Below are 18,801 nucleotides of genomic sequence, written 5' to 3'. Positions count from 1 at the left end.
CCCGTCCGGTTCGTTTTATAGGGACGACGTGCCTTTGTGCTTCCTGCCTATTGCTCCGGACTCCAAGAAATGAATGCTGAAGACTCCTTGAAACTTGCTCGCCGGTTTATCGGGTTGCCTCTGGAAAAACGCCAAGTGTTCCTGCAGGCCCTGCAGAAAGAAGGCGTGGATTTTTCCCGGTTTCCGATTCCGGCAGGGGTTGAGGCGCAGGATCGCCAAGCGTTGTCCTACGCCCAGCAGCGCATGTGGTTTCTGTGGCAATTGGACCCGGCCAGCGGCGCCTACAACCTGCCCGGCGCCGTGCGGCTCAAGGGGGCGCTCAGCCTGCGTGCGCTGGAGCAAGCCTTCGCCAGCCTGGTAGCTCGGCATGAAACTTTGCGCACAGTGTTCCAGCGTCAGGCCGATGAGCGCCTGACCCAGGTTGCGCTAGAACCGTCGCTGGCCGTCGAGCACCTGGACTTGAGTGCCTTGGCCGCCGCTGAGCGGGAGCTGGCCGTCAACCAAGCTGCGACGCGTCAATCGCTGCTGGCGTTCGACCTTGAACACGGCCCGCTGCTGCGCGTGCAATTGCTCAAGCTCGACGCGCAGGAGCACGTGCTGCTGCTGACCCTGCACCACATCGTCTCCGACGGTTGGTCGATGAACGTGCTGATCGACGAGTTCATCCGCTGCTACGACGCCCACGAGCGCAACGAGGCGCCGCAATTGCCGACGCTGCCGATCCAGTACAGCGATTACGCCCTGTGGCAGCGCCGCTGGCTGGAAGCGGGCGAACAGGCGCGTCAGCTGGAGTACTGGCAGGCGCGCCTGGGCGATGAGCATCCGGTATTGGAATTGCCGACGGATCGCTCGCGCCCGGCCATGCCCAGCTACCAAGGCACTCGCCATAATTTCGCCATTGATCCGAGCCTGGCCGCGCAACTGCGCAGCTGTGCGCAACAGCACAACGTCACCCTGTTCATGCTGCTGTTGGGCGCCTTCAATGTGCTGCTGCACCGTTACACCGGGCAGGGCGATATCCGCGTCGGCGTGCCCATCGCCAACCGTAACCGCAGTGAAGTTGAAGGGCTGATCGGCTTCTTCGTCAACACCCAGGTACTGCGCACCGAACTGACCGGGCAGACCCGCGTTGCCGAGCTGCTGCAAGGCATCAAGGAACACGCGCTGGGCGCCCAGGACCATCAGGAGTTGCCGTTCGAGCGTCTGGTGGAAGCGCTGAACGTCGAGCGTAGCCTTAGCCACACGCCGCTGTTCCAAGTGATGTACAACCACCAGCCGGTAGTGGCCGATATCGCTTCGGTCAGCACCGCCTCCGGCCTCGAACTGTCACTGGTTGAGTGGCAAAGCCGTACCACCCAATTCGACCTGACCCTCGACACCTTCGAGAAATCCGGCACCCTGCATGCCGCGCTGACCTATGCCAATGACCTGTTCGATGCGCCGTCTATTGCGCGCATGGCCCAGCACTGGATCAGCCTGTTGCAGGCCATGGTGGCCGATGGCGAACAGCGCATTGGTGAGTTGCCGATGCTGGCGGCCGAGGAGCAACACGTGCTGATCCATGCGTGGAACCAGACCGGCGAAGCCTATCCGACCGAGCGCGGCATCCACCAACTGATCGAAGACCAAGTGCAGTGCACGCCGGACGCGCCGGCCTTGGTGTGTGGCGCAACCACCTTGACCTACGCCCAACTCAATGCCCGCGCCAACCAACTGGCGCACGCCTTGCGCGAGCAGGGCGTGGGCCCGGACGTGCTGGTGGGCGTGTGTGTCGAGCGATCCATCGAAATGGTGGTAGGCCTGCTCGCGGTCCTCAAGGCCGGCGGCGCCTACGTGCCGTTGGACCCAGAGTATCCCCAGGAACGCCTGGCCTACATGATCGAAGACAGCGGCATCGCGCTGCTGCTCAGTCAGCAGCGCCTGCTGGCGTCACTGCCGACTGAAAACGTCCAGGTGATCGCCTTGGATCAGGCGCCCGGTTGGCTCGACGGCTACAGCAGCGAATCGCCGGCCGTGGCTATCCAGGCGCTGAACTTGGCTTACGTGATCTACACCTCCGGCTCCACCGGCAAACCCAAGGGTGCCGGCAACAGCCATCGCGCGTTGGTCAACCGTTTGTGCTGGATGCAACAGGCCTATGGTTTAGACGCCAGCGATGCGGTCCTGCAGAAAACTCCGTTCAGTTTTGACGTGTCGGTATGGGAATTCTTTTGGCCGCTGATGACCGGCGCCCGCTTGGTGGTCGCGGCGCCTGGGGAGCACCGCGAGCCGGCCCGCCTGATCGAAACCATTGGCCGCCACGCCATCACCACCTTGCACTTCGTGCCGTCGATGCTGCAGGCGTTTATCCATGAGCCGGGCGTGCAAGCCTGTGCCAGCCTCAAGCGCATCGTGTGCAGCGGTGAAGCCTTGCCACTGGACGCGCAACTGCAGGTGTTCGCGAAGCTGCCAACGGCGGGTTTGTTCAACCTCTATGGCCCGACCGAAGCTGCCATCGACGTGACCCACTGGACTTGCGTCGACGAAGGCGCCGACAGCGTGCCCATCGGCCGTCCGATCGCCAACCTTGCCACCTACGTACTCGACGCCCAACTCAACCCGGTGCCAGCCGGTGTTGCCGGCGAGCTGTACCTGGGCGGCACCGGCCTGGCGCGCAGCTACCACCGTCGCCCCGCGCTGACGGCCGAGCGTTTTGTACCCAGCCCGTTTATCCACGGCGAGCGCCTCTATCGTACCGGCGACCGCGTCTGCCAGCGCGCCGATGGCGTGATCGAATACCTTGGCCGTCTCGACCATCAAGTGAAGCTGCGAGGCCTGCGTATCGAATTGGGCGAAATCGAAACGCGCCTGATGCAACATCCTTCAGTGCGCGAGGCGGTGGTGCTGGTGCAGGGTGGCAAGCAGTTGGTCGCGTACCTGGTGCTCGAAGGCGAAGCGCCGACCGACCTCAAGGCGTGGCTGCTCAGCAGTCTGCCGGAATACATGGTGCCGACCCATATGGTGCACTTGGCCAAACTGCCAGTGACCGCCAACGGCAAGCTCGACCGCAAGGCATTGCCGGTGCCAGATGCGGCGCCGCAACACGCCTTTGTTGCGCCTTCCAGCGAATTGCAAAAGGCCCTGGCGGCGATCTGGAGTGACGTGCTCGGCGTCGCCCCAGTCGGTCTGGACGACAACTTCTTCGAGCTGGGCGGCGATTCGATCATCTCCATCCAGGTGGTCAGCCGCGCGCGCCAGGCAGGCATTCGCCTCAGCCCGCGCGACCTGTTCCAGTACCAAAGCGTGCGTAGCCTGGCGCTGGTGGCCGCGTTTGAACAGGCGGCCGTTATCGATCAAGGCCCGGTGACCGGTGACGTGATCCTGACGCCCGTGCAGCAAAGCTTTTTCGCCCAGGCAATCCCGGCACGTCAGCATTGGAACCAGTCGCTGCTGCTGACGCCGCGTGAGGCGCTGGAGCCTGCACGCCTGGAAGCGGCGCTGACGCAACTGATCAACCACCACGACGTGTTGCGCCTGCGTTTTGTGCAGCAGGGCGACACCTGGCAGCAAGCCCACGGCGCGCCCGTCAACGAGCCGGCGCTATGGCAATCCTCTGCAAGCGATGACACGCAATTGGCCGGGTTGTGCGATGAAGTCCAGCGCAGCCTGGACCTGCAGCAAGGCCCATTGTTGCGTGCAGCGTTAGTGCAGATGGCCGATGGCACCCAGCGCCTGCTGCTGGTGGTCCATCACTTGGTGGTCGACGGCGTGTCCTGGCGCATCCTGCTGGAAGACCTGCAACAGGCTTATCGAGAAGCCGCATTGCCGGCCAAGACCAGCAGCTACCAGCAATGGGCGCAGCAACTGCAGGCCCACGCGCAAACCCTTGATGATCAATTAGCCTTTTGGCAAGCACAGTCCAGCGACGCCGACCTGCCGTGCGACAACCCTCAGGGCGGCCTGCAAAACCGCCTGGGCACCCAGCTCGAAACCCGCCTCGATGCGGAGCTCACCCGCCAACTGCTGCAAGACGCCCCGGCGGCCTATCGCACCCAGGTCAACGACCTGCTGCTGACGGCGCTGACGCGAGTAATCAGCCGTTGGAGCGGCCACGCGGCTTTGATTCAACTGGAAGGGCATGGTCGCGAAGACCTGTTCGACACCATCGATCTGAGCCGCACGGTCGGCTGGTTCACCAGCCTGTTTCCGGTACGTTTGCAGGCCCAGGGCGAGCTGTCGGACGCGATCAAATCCGTCAAAGAACAACTGCGCGCCGTCCCGGATAAAGGCCTGGGCTACGGCCTGCTGCGCTACCTGGGCAACCCGAAATCGCGCGAAACCCTGGCCGGCTTGGCTGCGCCACGTATCACCTTCAACTACCTGGGGCAGTTCGACCGCCAGTTCAACGAGTCGGCGTTGTTCGTGCCCGCCGCGCAAGGCAGTGGCCAGGCCCAGGACCCGGAAGCGCCGTTGGCCAACTGGCTGACGGTGGAAGGGCAGGTGTATGGCGGTGAGCTGTCGCTGCAATGGGGCTTCAGCCGCGAGATGTTCAACGCCGCCACTATTCAGCGCCTGGCCGATGACTACGCCACGGAACTCAAGGCCTTGATCGAGCATTGCTGCACAACGCCTGCTGGGCAGGTGACACCATCGGACTTCCCGCTGGCATGCCTGACCCAGCAGCAGCTGGATGCACTGCCCGTGGCCGGGCCGGACATCGCCGACCTCTACCCGCTGTCGCCGATGCAACAGGGCATGCTGTTTCACACCTTGTACGAACCCGAGGCCCAGGCCTATATCAACCAGCTGCGCCTGGACATTGAAGGCCTGGACCTGCTGACCTTTGGCCGTGCCTGGCAAGCGGCGCTGGACCGCCATGACATCTTGCGTAGCAGCTTCCACTGGCTGGGCCTGGACAGTGCTCATCAGGTGATCAAGCGTCAGGTCGACGTGCAGTTGCAGGTGATCGAAGACGTGAATGCCGACCTTGATGCCCTTGCCGATGCCGAGCGCTCACGCGGCTTTGAATTGAATGCCGCACCGCTGTTTCGTCTGATGCTGGTGCGCGGCGTCGGGTCTGCCTGGCACTTCATCTTCACCAGCCACCACATCCTCATGGATGGCTGGAGTAATGCGCAGTTGCTCGGCGAAGTGATTGCCCACTATGCAGGCCAGGCCTTGGAGGCGCCGCTGGGGCAGTTCCGCGATTACCTGGGCTGGCTGCAACAGCAACCTTCGGGAGAGGCGTTCTGGAAAGCGGCCATGGCGCCGTTGCAAGCGCCAACGTTGCTGGCCCAAGCACTGCGTGCGCCGGTCGACGGCGTGGGCATGGCTGACCATCAAGTGACACTGGACGACGGCTTTACCCACGCGCTTGGCGAGTTTGCCCGCCAACAAAAAATCACGCTCAATACCGTGCTGCAAGCCGCCTGGGGCCTCTTGCTGCAACGCTACACCGGCCAGGATTGCGTGGCGTTCGGCGCCACCGTTGCCGGGCGTTCGGCGCCATTGCCGGGGATCGAGCAGCAACTGGGCTTGTTCATCAACACTTTGCCGATCATCAGTGCGGCCTCACCCGCTCAGTCGGCCAGCGCTTGGCTCGGTGAGCTGCAAGCCCTGAACCTGAGCTTGCGCGACCATGAACACGTGCCGCTCTACGACATCCAGGCGTGGGCCGGTCAACAAGGTGCGTTGTTCGACACCTTGCTGGTGTTCGAAAACTTCCCGGTGGCCGAAGCGTTGAAGCAAGGCGCGCCCGCCGGCCTGACCTTCGGCCGGATGCACAACCACGAACGCACTCACTACCCGCTGACCCTGGGCGTTGAGTTGGGCGCCAGCCTGCGTCTGGAATTCAGCTACGACCGTGCCCACTTCAGCGAGCAACAGGTCACGCAACTGGGCGCTAACCTGCGTCACCTGTTGACGCAGCTGGTGGCGGATGCGGGTGTGGCACTGGGCAACCTGCAACTGCTGGACGCCGCCGCGCAGCACCAAGTACTCAGCCTCAGCCAATCCGTTGGTGCTGCGCCGCGTCATCAGCGTGTGCACGAGCGCATCGCTGCCCAGGCCCATGCTACGCCTGACGCGCTGGCGGTACAGGCGGGCAGTGAGCGCCTGAGCTACGCCCAGCTCAATCAGCGCGCCAACCGCCTGGCCCACCGCTTGCTGGCGCTCGGCGCAGGGCCGGGCCAGCGCGTCGGCCTGGCCAGTCGGCGTGGCCCGCAGTTGATCGTCAGCCTGCTGGCGGTGCTCAAAAGCGGCGCTGCCTATGTGCCGCTGGACCCGAAATACCCAGCCGAGCGCCTGGCCTACATGCTCGCGGACAGTCGCCTGGACCTGCTGCTCAGCGAAACCGGGTTGCTCGCCGATCTACCGCTGCCGCAAGGGTTGATCCGCGTGGATTTCAGCGCCTGCGGTGAAGAACTGGACAGCTACCCGGCAACCAATCCACCCAGCCATGCGGCGGCCGCCGACCTGGCGTATGTGATCTACACCTCCGGCTCCACCGGCCTGCCCAAAGGCGTGGCCATCGACCATGCCGCCCTCGGTCAGTTCTGTGACAGCGCCGAGGCGTATAGCCGCCTGTGTGCCGAAGACCGCGTGCTGCAATTTGCCACCTTCAGCTTTGACGGCTTTGTGGAGCAGTGCTACCCGCCGCTGTGCGTGGGTGCTGCCTTGATCATGCGTGGCGATGAGCTGTGGGACGCCGGGCAACTGGCGCGCGAGATCGTCGAGCAAGACGTGACCCTGGCCGACTTGCCCGCCGCTTACTGGTATTTGTTGGCCAAGGAGTGCGCGGCCGACCGCCGCAGCTTGGGTAACCTGCGCCAAGTGCATGTGGGCGGCGAGGCCATGTCGGTGGAAGGCGTGCGTGCCTGGCATACCGCCGGGCTGGGCGGCGTAAGACTGGTCAATACTTATGGGCCGACCGAGGCGACGGTGGTGTCCAGCGTGCACGACTGCCAACTGGCGGATGCCAGTGATGCGTTCGGTGTGCCGATCGGGCGGGCCATCGCTGGCCGCTCGCTGTATGTGCTCGACAGCGGTTTCGAGCTGCTGGCCACCGACGGCGTCGGTGAGCTATGCATCGGCGCCGAGGCGGGTCTGGCCCAGCGTTATTTCGACCGCCCGGCCTTGACCGCCGAGCGCTTCCTGCCCGACCCGTTCTCCAGCGAGCCGGGTGCGCGGCTGTACCGCAGCGGCGACTTGGCCCGTTACAACGCGGCGGGGGTGCTGGAGTACGTCGGTCGTATCGACCATCAGGTCAAAATTCGCGGCTACCGCATCGAAATGGGCGAGATCGAGGCCTGCCTGCAAGCCTTGCCGGCGGTGCGTGAAGCCGCCGTCATCGCCCAGCCGAGTGCGGTGGGCATGCAATTGGTCGCCTATGTGGTGCCCGCCCACGGTCAAACCCTGGACGGGCAAGCCCTGGCGGCAACCTTGCGCCAGTCGCTGCCGGACTACATGGTGCCCGCGCACTGGCTGGTGCTTGACGCCTTGCCGCTGAACAACAACGGCAAGCTTGACCGCCGTGCGCTGCCGGGGCCTGACCTGAGTGTGCGTCAACACGCCTATGTAGCGCCACAAACCCCGCTGCAAGTGCAGTTGGCGGTGATCTGGCAGGCGGTGTTGCAGGTCGAGCAGGTGGGCCTCACGGATCATTTCTTCGAGCTGGGCGGGCATTCGTTGTTGGCCACCCAGGTGGTTTCCCGCGTGCGGCATGAACTGCGCCTCGAAGTGCCCCTGCGGGCGCTCTTTGAACACCCGACGTTGCAAGGGTTTGCGACGGCGTGCGCAGCGTTGCAGGTGCAAACCTCGCAACCTTTGGTCGCGGTGGAGCGTGGGCAACCGCTCGCACTGTCCTACGCCCAAGAGCGCCAGTGGTTTCTCTGGCAGCTGGACCCCGCCAGCGCTGCCTATCATGTGCCCAGCGTGCTGCGCCTTAAGGGGGTTCTGGATAAGGCCGCGTTGCAGCGTGCCTTCGATACGCTGGTGGCGCGCCATGAAAGCTTGCGCACCCATCTGCAACAAGAGGCCGGGCGTACCGTACAAGTGATCAGCCCGCAGGCGCGCATCGAGCTGGTCTTGATCGAGTCCGTTGAGGCCTCTCTCAAAGCCCAGGTGCAAGCGCAGATCGCCGAGCCGTTTGATTTGCGCCAAGGCCCGTTGATGCGTGTCAGCCTGTTGCGCCTGGCCGAAGATGAGCACGTGTTGGTGCTGGTGCAGCACCACATTATCTCCGATGGTTGGTCGATGCAGGTGATGGTCGACGAACTGGTGCAGCTCTACCAGGCGCACAGCCAGGGCCAGTTGTTGCAACTGCCGGCGCTGCCGATCCAGTATGCCGACTACGCTGCGTGGCAGCGCAGTTGGATGGACGCGGGGGAGAAGGCGCGTCAACTCGATTATTGGCGTGAAACGCTCGGTGGCGAGCAGCCGGTACTGGAGCTGCCGTTCGATCATCAACGCCCGGCGGTGCCGACACATCGCGGTGCACGCTTGAATATTGCGCTGCCCGCGCCGTTGCTGGGCGAGCTCAAAGCCCTGGCCCAGCGTGAAGGTGTGACGCTGTTCATGCTGTTGCTGGCGTCTTATCAGGTCTTGCTGCATCGCTACAGCGGCCAACAGGACATCCGCGTCGGTGTGCCGATTGCCAACCGCAATCGGGTCGAGACCGAGCGCCTGATCGGCTTTTTTGTCAACACTCAAGTGCTCAAGGCCGACCTCGATGGGCACCTCACTGTTACCAAGCTGTTGGCCCAGGTCAAGCAGCGCGCGCTGCAAGCGCAGGCGCATCAGGACCTGCCGTTCGAGCAACTGGTAGAAGCTCTGCAACCCGAGCGTAGCCTGAGCCTGAGCCCGTTGTTCCAGGTCGCGTTCAATCACAACATCAGCCTGGCCAGTCAGCATTTGCAGCGCCTTGCGCAGTTGCAGATGAGCCCGATCAGTTGGGACGAGACGGTCGCGCAGTTCGACCTGACCCTGGATGTCGAAGAGTCCCAGGAACAGCTGCGCGCCTCGTTAAGCTATGCCACCGACTTGTTCGAGCCTGCGACCATCGAGCGCATGGCGCGCCATTGGCAGAACCTGTTGCAGGCGATGGTTGCTGATCAGCAGCAAACCGTTGCCCAACTGAAGCTGCTGGACTATGACGAGCAGCAGCACATTCTGCAGCTGTGGAATCGCACTGACTCGGGCTTCTCGGCCGAGCGCCTGGTGCATGAGTTGTTCGCTGATCGTGCACGGGAAAACCCGGATGCCGTGGCGGTTAAATTCGATGCGCAGACCCTGACGTACGGTGAATTGGACCGCCAAGCCAATCGCCTGGCTCACGCGCTGATCGCCCGTGGTGTCGGCCCGGAAGTGCGCGTGGCGATTGCCATGCCGCGCAGTGCCGAAATCATGGTGGCGTTTCTCGCCGTGCTCAAAGCCGGTGGCGTCTACGTGCCGCTGGACATTGAATACCCGCGTGATCGCCTGCTGTACATGATGCAAGACAGCCGCGCCAAACTGCTGCTGACCCACACCAGCGCCTTGCAGCAACTGCCGATCGCCGATGGCCTGGCTACCTTGGCCATTGACCGAACAGAGGAGTGGAGCGGTTACAGCGACACCGCGCCGCAAGTCGACCTGGACGGCGACAACCTCGCCTATGTGATTTACACCTCCGGCTCCACCGGCATGCCGAAGGGCGTGGCCGTTTCCCACGGCCCGTTGGTGGCGCACATCATCGCCACCGGCGAGCGCTACGAAACCAGCCCGGCCGATTGCGAACTGCACTTTATGTCCTTCGCCTTCGACGGTTCCCACGAAGGCTGGATGCACCCGCTGATCAATGGCGCCAGCGTCTTGATCCGCGATGACAGCCTGTGGCTGCCGGAATACACCTACGCACAAATGCACCGTCACAACGTAACGATGGCCGTGTTCCCGCCGGTGTACCTGCAACAGTTGGCTGAGCATGCCGAACGCGACGGTAACCCACCGGCGGTACGCGTTTACTGCTTTGGCGGCGATGCCGTCGCTCAAGCCAGTTACGACCTGGCATGGCGCGCGCTGAAACCGACTTACCTGTTCAACGGCTACGGCCCGACCGAAACCGTGGTCACGCCACTGCTATGGAAAGCCCGTCGAGGCGACCCATGCGGCGCCGTTTACGCACCCATCGGCACACTGCTGGGCAACCGCAGCGGCTATGTGCTGGACGCACAACTCAACCTGCAACCGATTGGCGTGGCCGGCGAGTTGTACCTGGGCGGAGAGGGCGTGGCCCGTGGTTATCTGGAGCGCCCGGCCCTCACCGCCGAGCGTTTTGTGCCGGACCCGTTCGGCAAGCCCGGCAGTCGTGTGTATCGCAGCGGCGACCTGACTCGTGGCCGTGCGGATGGCGTGGTGGATTACCTCGGCCGTGTCGACCATCAAGTAAAAATTCGCGGCTTCCGTATCGAACTGGGCGAGATCGAAGCGCGCCTGCGTGAGCAGGACAGCGTCGGTGAAACCGTGGTTGTGGCCCAGGAAAACCCGAGTGGCAAACAACTGGTTGCGTATGTGGTGCCGGCAATCGCCCACGTCAACGAAACCGAGTTCCGCGACAGCCTGCGCCGTGCCCTGAAAACCCGTTTGCCGGACTACATGGTGCCGACCCACTTCATGTTCCTGGCACAGATGCCACTCACCCCCAACGGCAAACTCGACCGAAAGGGCTTGCCCGAGCCGGACGCGAGCTTGATGCAGCAGCATTACGTAGCGCCCGAAACCGAGCTGGAGCAGCAAATCGCCGCGATCTGGGCCGAGATTCTGCACCTGCCGCGGGTAGGCCTTGACGATAACTTCTTCGAGGTTGGCGGCCATTCCCTGCTGGCGATCCAGATCACGTCGCGGGTGCAAGCCGAGCTGGGGCTGGAGGTGCCGTTGGTGGAAGTGTTCCAGACCGAAACGTTGCGAGCTTATGCCCAGGCCGCTGCCACCTTCCGCGCCGGTAGCGCGGAAGATTTTGATGATTTTCGTGACTTTTTGAGCGAACTAGAGGCGATTTGAACCATGCTTTCCAACCCTAATATCGATCTGGTTTCGCGCTTTCTTCGTCTGCCTCTGGAACAGCGCCAGCAGTTCTACCAACGCCTGCAAAGCCGGGGCATGAGTTTCGCCCAGCTGCCGATCGCCTCGATTCGCGAAGCGGGCCAACACGCCCCGTTGTCTTATGCCCAGGAGCGCCAGTGGTTCCTGTGGCAACTGGACCCGGACAGCGCGGCCTATCACGTCCCCGGCGCCCTGCGCCTGAATGGGCGGTTGGACAAGGCCGCCCTGCAACGCAGCTTCGACACCTTGGTAGCGCGTCACGAAAGCTTGCGCACGCGTTTGCACTTGGATGGCGAGCAGCGTGCTCAGGAAGTGCTGGCCCATGCGGTGATCGAGATCGTTGAAGGCTCGGTCGACGAAGCTGCGCTTAAGACGCGCGTCGAAGCTGAAATCGCCCGGCCTTTTGATTTGCGGCACGGCCCGTTGCTGCGCGTCAGCTTGCTGTCCTTGAACGAAGAGGCGCATGTGCTGGTGCTGGTGCAGCACCATATCGTTTCTGATGGTTGGTCGATGGGCGTGATGGTGCAGGAGCTGATGCAGCTCTACGCCGCCTACAGCCAAGGCCAGCCCTGCACATTAGCGCCGCTGCCGATCCAGTACGCTGACTACGCGCTGTGGCAGCGCCGTTGGATGGAAGCAGGGGAGAAGGCGCGCCAATTGGAATACTGGCGGGAATTGCTCAGCGGTACGCAGCCAGTGCTGGAATTGCCGCTTGATCACCCGCGCCCGGCGCAGCAAAGCTTCCTCGGTGCACGTCAGGACATTGCCTTGGAACCGGCCTTGGTCGTCGCTCTCAAAGCGCTGGCCCAACGCGAAGGCGTGACGATGTTCATGCTGCTGTTGGCGTCGTTCCAGGCTTTTTTGTATCGCTATAGCGGGCAGCAGGACATCCGCGTCGGTGTGCCGATCGCCAACCGCAATCGGGTCGAGACCGAATCGCTGATCGGCTTCTTCGTCAACACCCAAGTGCTCAAGGCCGACCTCGATGGCCAGATGACCTTCGCCCAACTGCTGCAACACACCAAGCGCCGCGCGCTGGAAGCCCAGGCCCATCAGGATTTGCCGTTCGAACAGTTAGTCGAGGCCCTGCAGCCCGAACGCAGCCTGAGCCATAACCCGTTGTTCCAGGTGATGTTCAACCACCAAGCCAAGACCCAAACCGCAGAGCCGCAACTGCCGGGCCTGAGTGTGGCCAGCCTGGAGCTGGACACTCAGAGCGCTCAGTTTGACCTGAGCCTGGACACCCAGGAAACCGGCGACGGTATCTGGGCATCCTTGACCTACGCCACCGACCTGTTCGGTGCGGCCACCGCCGCGCGCATGATGGGTCATTGGCTGAGCCTGTTGCGCGCGGCGGAGGCCAACCCTGCATCCGCCTTGCAGGACCTGGCGACGCTGGATGCCACAGAGCGCCAACAGTTGGTCTACCAGTGGAATGCCACCGAGCGCGACTACCCGCAAGGCCAGTGGGTGCATCAGTTGATCGAGGCGCAGGTGTTGGCGCAGCCGCAGGCAACGGCGCTGCGTTTTAATCAGGTGTCACTCAGTTATGCCGAGCTGAACCGCCGCGCCAATCGCTTGGCTCATCGTTTGATCGAGGCGGGCGTCGGTCCTGATGCGCTGGTGGGGCTGGCCGTGGAGCGTTCCATCGAAATGGTCGTCGGCCTGCTCGCGGTGCTCAAGGCCGGTGGCGCGTATGTGCCGCTGGACCCGGAATACCCACGCGAGCGCCTGGCTTACATGTTGGAGGACAGCGGCGTGAAGCTGCTGCTGACCCAGGCTCATCTGCTCGCGCAGCTACCGATTCCACAGGGCTTGGAAACCCTGGTGCTGGGCGAGTCTGGTTTTGATAGCTACAGCGATGTAAACCCTGGCATCGCGCTGCACGGCGAAAACCTCGCCTACGTGATCTACACCTCCGGTTCCACCGGCCAGCCCAAAGGCGCCGGCAACCGTCATTCGGCACTGCTTAACCGCTTGCAATGGATGCAGGAAGCCTACGGCCTGGACGTCAGCGACAGCGTGCTGCAAAAGACGCCGTTCAGCTTTGATGTGTCGGTGTGGGAGTTCTTCTGGCCCCTGATGACCGGCGCGCGCTTGGTCGTCGCAGCGCCTGGGGACCATCGTGATCCGGCCAAGCTGGCCAGTCTGATCAAGGCCGAGCACATCACCACGTTGCACTTTGTGCCCTCGATGCTGCAGGCATTCCTGCATGACCCGGCCGTATCGACCTGTCAGAGCCTGCAACGCATCGTGTGCAGCGGCGAAGCGTTGCCGATGGATGCGCAGCAGCAAGTCTTCGCGAAACTGCCGCAAGCCGGGCTCTATAATTTGTACGGCCCGACCGAAGCCGCCATCGACGTGACCCACTGGACCTGCGTCGATGAAAGCCGTGAGGCCGTGCCAATCGGCCGCCCGATTGCGAACCTGGGCTGCTACATTCTCGACGCCCACTTCGAACCGGTGCCGGTCGGTGTGCTCGGTGAGTTGTACCTGGGTGGCATTGGCCTGGCGCGGGGTTATCACCGTCGTCCGGCGCTGACGGCCGAGCGGTTTATTGCCCATCCCTTTGTCAAAGGCCAGCGCCTGTATCGCACCGGCGACCTGGCGCGTTACCGCGACAATGGCGTGATCGAGTACGCCGGGCGTGTCGACCATCAAGTCAAACTGCGTGGCCTGCGCATCGAGTTGGGCGAAATCGAAGCGCGCCTGCTGGAACACGACGGGGTCCGCGAAGCGGCAGTGCTGGCGCTCGACGGCAAATACCTGGTGGGCTACCTGGTGCTGCAAAACGCCGCTGACGATTGGCGTGATGTGCTGGTGACTCATCTGGCCGAGCACCTGCCGGACTACATGGTGCCCGCGCAATGGGTGTTGCTGGAGCAGATGCCCCTGAGCCCCAACGGCAAGCTGGATCGCAAGGCGCTGCCCAAACCCGAAACCGCGCAGCATTACGAAGCCCCGCAAAGCGCCCTTGAGCAGCAGATTGCTGCGATCTGGGCCGATGTGCTGGGTATCGAACACGTGGGCTTGAACGACAACTTCTTCGAGCGCGGTGGCGACTCGATCATCTCGATCCAGGTGGTCAGCCGCGCCCGGGCTGCCGGTATTCATTTCACTGCCAAAGCGTTATTCCAGCACCAGACGGTGCGCAGTCTGGCGCGAGTGGCGCAATTGCAGACCGCCCAGGTGATCGACCAAGGCCCGGTGCAGGGTGAGACGCCGATGCTGGCGTTCCAGCAGTTGTTCTTCGACATGCAGCTGCCGGATCGTCATCACTGGAACCAGTCCCTGCTGCTGACGCCGCGCCAGGTGCTTGAGGGCGAGCGCCTGGAAGCCGCCCTACAGGGTTTGGTTGTGCACCACGATGTGCTGCGCTTGAGCTTCAGTCAGCACGCACAGGGCTGGAAGGCCGAGCATGGTGCAGCTGTTACGCAGGTGCTGTGGCAAGCCTCGGTGAAGGATGCCGACGAGTTGACTGAACTGTGCGAAACAGCCCAACGCAGCCTCGACCTGCAACAGGGGCCGTTGCTGCGTGCGGTGCTCGCCGACCTGGCTGACGGTTCCCAGCGTCTGTTGTTGGTCATGCACCACTTGGTGGTGGACGGAGTGTCCTGGCGGGTGTTCCTTGAAGACCTGCAAGCCTTGTATCGCCAGCAAAACCTGCCAGCCAAAACCTCGTCGTTCAAGGCCTGGGCCGAGCGGCTGCAAGCCCACGCCCGCAGCGCTGCGATTGCGTCCGAGAAAGACTTCTGGCTGCAACAGCTTGAAGGCGCGGCCACCGATTTGCCCTGCCGTGACCCGCACGGTGCGCGTCCCGGTCGACTGGCCCAAACCGTGGTCAGCCAACTGGATGCCGAGCGCACCCGGCAACTGTTGCAACAGGCACCGATGGCCTACCGCACACAGATCAACGACCTGCTGCTCACTGCCCTGACGCGGGTGATGTGTCAGTGGACCGGGCATGCAAGCAGCCTGATCCAGCTGGAAGGCCATGGTCGCGAGGACCTGTTTGATGACATCGACCTGACGCGCACGCTGGGTTGGTTCACCAGCCTGTTTCCCGTCCGCCTGACACCGGCCGAAACGCTTGCGTCCTCAATCAAGCAGATCAAGGAGCAACTGCGTGCCGTGCCGGATAAAGGCCTGGGGTTCGGCGCTTTGCGTTACCTCAGTGATGCCGCCACGCGTGAGGCGTTCAGTGCCTTGCCGGTGCCGCGTATCACCTTCAACTACCTGGGGCAGGTCGACGGCAGCTTTGACCAGCCGGACGCGTTGTTCGCTCCGGCGACCGAAAGCGCGGGGGCCGAGCAAAGCCCGGATGCGCCGCTGGGCAACTGGTTGACGCTCAACGGTCAGGTGTACGGCGGTGAGTTGCAGCTGAGCTGGACCTTCAGCCCGTTGATGTTCGACCCCGCTGTGATCGAAACGCTGAGCGCGGCCTATACCCGCGAACTCAACGCACTGGTAGAGCATTGCTGCACCCCCGGCAACAGCGGCGTGACCGCTTCCGATTTCCCGTTATCGCGCTTGAACCAGGCGCAGCTTGAATCGTTACCGCTGGCCTTCGATGCCATCGAAGACATCTACACCTTGTCGCCCATGCAGCAGGGCATGTTGTTCCACACGCTGTATGAGCAGGCGGCAGGTGATTACATCAACCAGATCCGCGTGACGGTCGAGGGCTTGGACGTGGCGCGTTTCCAGCAGGCCTGGGACGCCACCGTGCAGGCCCATGACGTGCTGCGCAGCGGGTTCTTGTGGGAGGGGCAGTTGGCGTGGCCGTGCCAAGTGGTGTACCGCGAGGCTCGGTTGCCAATCCAGGCGCTGGACTGGCGTGCCATGCCGGAGCGCGAGCTGGAATTACACAGCTTGCAGCAAGCCCAGCGCCGCCAAGGGTTTGAGCTGAACAAGGCACCGCTGGTGCGCCTTGTGCTGGTGCGCACCGATGAGCAGCGCCATGAATTGATCTACACCAACCACCACATCCTGATGGACGGCTGGAGCAATTCGCGGCTGTTCGGTGAAGTGCTGCAACGCTATGCCGGCGTTGCGGTGCCTGAGGCGGCCGGGCGTTATCGCGATTACATCGGCTGGCTGCAGCAGCGTGACGCTGATGCGACCGAAACCTTCTGGCGCGAGCAGTTGAGCGCGCTGCAAACCCCAACCCGCCTGGGCAGCAGCCAACCGACGGCGGTGCACGGGCATGGCGAGCATTACCTCGATTTCGACCGCACATTGACCGCGCGTCTTGAGGCGTTTGCCCGTGGCAACAAGGTCACGCTCAATACACTGATCCAGGCGGCGTGGCTGATCCTGTTGCAGCGACACAGCGGGCAGTCAGTGGTGGCCTTCGGCGCCACCGTGTCCGGGCGGCCAGCGGATCTGGCGGGCGTGGAGCAGCAAATCGGTCTGTTCATCAACACCTTGCCGGTGATCTGCGCGGTGGATGGGCAGCGATCGGTGGTGGACTGGTTGCAAGCAGTGCAGGCGCAGAACCTGGCCTTGCGTGAGCATGAACACACCGGCCTGTACGACATTCAGCGCTGGGCCGGGCAGGGCGGTGAAGCCTTGTTCGACAACATCCTGGTGTTCGAAAACTACCCGGTGTCCAAGGCCCTGGAGCAAAGCGGCGGCAGCGGCATTCGCTTTGGCACGCCTCACGCCCACGAGCAAACTAACTTCCCGCTGACGGTGCTGGTGGACCTGGGCGAAACCCTGTCGGTGCAGTTCAGCTTTGCCCGCGCGCACTTCAACGAAGATACCGTGCAAGGTTACGGCCGCCACCTGGTCAACCTGCTGCAGGCCATGCTTGAGGAGGGGCAACAACGCCTGGGTGATCTGGCGATGATGGACGTGGCTGAGCGTCAGCAAGTGGTGCAGGATTGGAACGCTACCTCGCGCGATTACCCGTTGCAGCAAACAGTCCACCAACTGATTGAAGCGCAGGCTGCGCGTACGCCGCACGCACCAGCACTGGTGTTTGCCGAGCAGCGCTTGAGCTACGCCGAGTTGAACCGGTGCGCCAACCGCCTGGCTCATCGCCTGATGCAAACCGGTGTGGGGCCGGACGTGCTGGTGGGCCTGGCCGTGGAGCGCTCCGTCGAAATGGTCGTCGGCCTGCTCGCAGTGCTCAAGGCCGGTGGCGCCTATGTGCCGCTGGACCCGGAATATCCGCGTGAGCGCCTGGCCTACATGCTCGAAGACAGCGGCGTGAAGCTGCTGCTCACCCAGGCGCACCTGCTGGATCAATTACCGATTCCACACGGCTTGGAAACCTTGGTGCTGGGCGAGTCCGGTTTTGACAACTACAGCGAAGCGAACCCAGGCATCCTGCTGGACGGCGAAAACCTGGCCTACGTGATCTACACCTCCGGCTCCACCGGCCAGCCCAAAGGCGCCGGCAACCGCCATTCGGCCCTGACCAACCGCCTGCAATGGATGCAGGAAGCCTACGCTCTGGACGTCAGCGACACGGTGCTGCAAAAGACCCCGTTCAGCTTCGACGTGTCGGTATGGGAATTTTTCTGGCCACTGATGACCGGTGCGCGGCTGGTGGTTGCGCAGCCTGGGGACCACCGTGATCCGGCCAAGCTGGTCAGCCTGATCAATGCCGAGCAAATCACCACGCTGCACTTTGTGCCGTCGATGTTGCAGGCGTTCCTGCAAGACCCGAGCGTTGCGACGTGCCACACCTTGCACCGTATTGTGTGCAGCGGCGAGGCGCTGCCCGTTGACGCGCAACAACAGGTTTTTGCCAAGCTGCCTCAGGCCGGGCTCTACAACCTGTACGGCCCAACCGAGGCTGCCATTGATGTGACCCACTGGACCTGCATCGATGAAGGTCGTGATGCGGTGCCGATTGGCCGTCCGATCGCCAACCTGGGTTGCTACATCCTCGATAGCCATTTCGAGCCAGCCCCCGTTGGCGTGTTGGGCGAGCTGTACCTGGGCGGCGTTGGCCTGGCGCGTGGTTATCACCGTCGTGCGGCGTTGACGGCCGAGCGCTTTATTGCCCACCCCTTTATCAAAGGCGAACGCCTGTACCGCACCGGCGACCTGGCGCGTTATCGCGACGACGGTGTGATCGAGTACGCCGGGCGTATCGACCATCAAATCAAGCTGCGTGGCCTGCGCATCGAGTTGGGCGAAATCGAAGCGCGCCTGCTGGAGCATGACTGGGTCCGCGAAACGGCGGTGCTGGCGGTCGACGGCAAATACCTGGTGGGCTACTTGGTGCTGCAAAACGCCGGTGACGATTGGCGGGACGTGTTGAGCGCGCATCTGGCCCTGCACCTGCCGGACTATATGGTGCCCGCGCAATGGATGTTGCTGGAGCAGATGCCCCTGAGCCCCAATGGCAAGCTCGACCGCAAGGCGCTGCCCAAGGCGGATGCCAACTTGCAGGCGCGCGAATACGTAGCTCCGCGCAGTGAACTGGAACAACAGATCGCCGCGATATGGGCCGAGGTGCTGGAGGTACAGCGGGTCGGCCTGCATGACAACTTCTTCGAGCTGGGCGGGCATTCCCTGCTGGCCACCCAGGTGGTGGTGCGCCTGCGCGAGCAGTTGCACGCCGAATTCGACGTCAAATCGATCTTCACCACCCCGACCCTGGCGGATTTCAGCGCCTACGTGGCAGCCCAACACACAAATAATTCGCCGGTGCAGGACGCATTGGCTAAATCCTTGGAGGCCCTCAAACGTCTATCAGCAGAAGATTTGGATAAATTGATTTCCTGA

General features: G+C 63.1%; 2 protein-coding genes. Both read left to right on the top strand.

The annotated features are described in order from the left end of the window. Positions 1 to 69 precede the first annotated feature (69 nt). Positions 70 to 11,016 (top strand): non-ribosomal peptide synthetase, encoded by a 10,947-nt coding sequence (locus KZH41_RS17515; RefSeq protein ID WP_263273280.1) that lies wholly within the window; start codon positions 70 to 72, stop codon positions 11,014 to 11,016. A 3-nt stretch (positions 11,017 to 11,019) separates the two neighbouring features. After that, a complete protein-coding gene (locus KZH41_RS17510; protein WP_318654889.1) occupies positions 11,020 to 18,801 on the top strand; it encodes a non-ribosomal peptide synthetase in 7,782 nt (2,593 codons plus the stop codon).

Source organism: Pseudomonas sp. YeP6b, from assembly GCF_025642995.1.
GTDB lineage: Bacteria > Pseudomonadota > Gammaproteobacteria > Pseudomonadales > Pseudomonadaceae > Aquipseudomonas.
This window is presented reverse-complemented; position numbering and strand designations above follow the sequence as displayed.

Coding starts and splice junctions, on each gene's coding strand:
- KZH41_RS17515 (WP_263273280.1), top strand. CDS start 70: ATGAATGCTGAAGACTCCTTGAAACTTGCTCGCCGGTTTATCGGGTTG.
- KZH41_RS17510 (WP_318654889.1), top strand. CDS start 11,020: ATGCTTTCCAACCCTAATATCGATCTGGTTTCGCGCTTTCTTCGTCTG.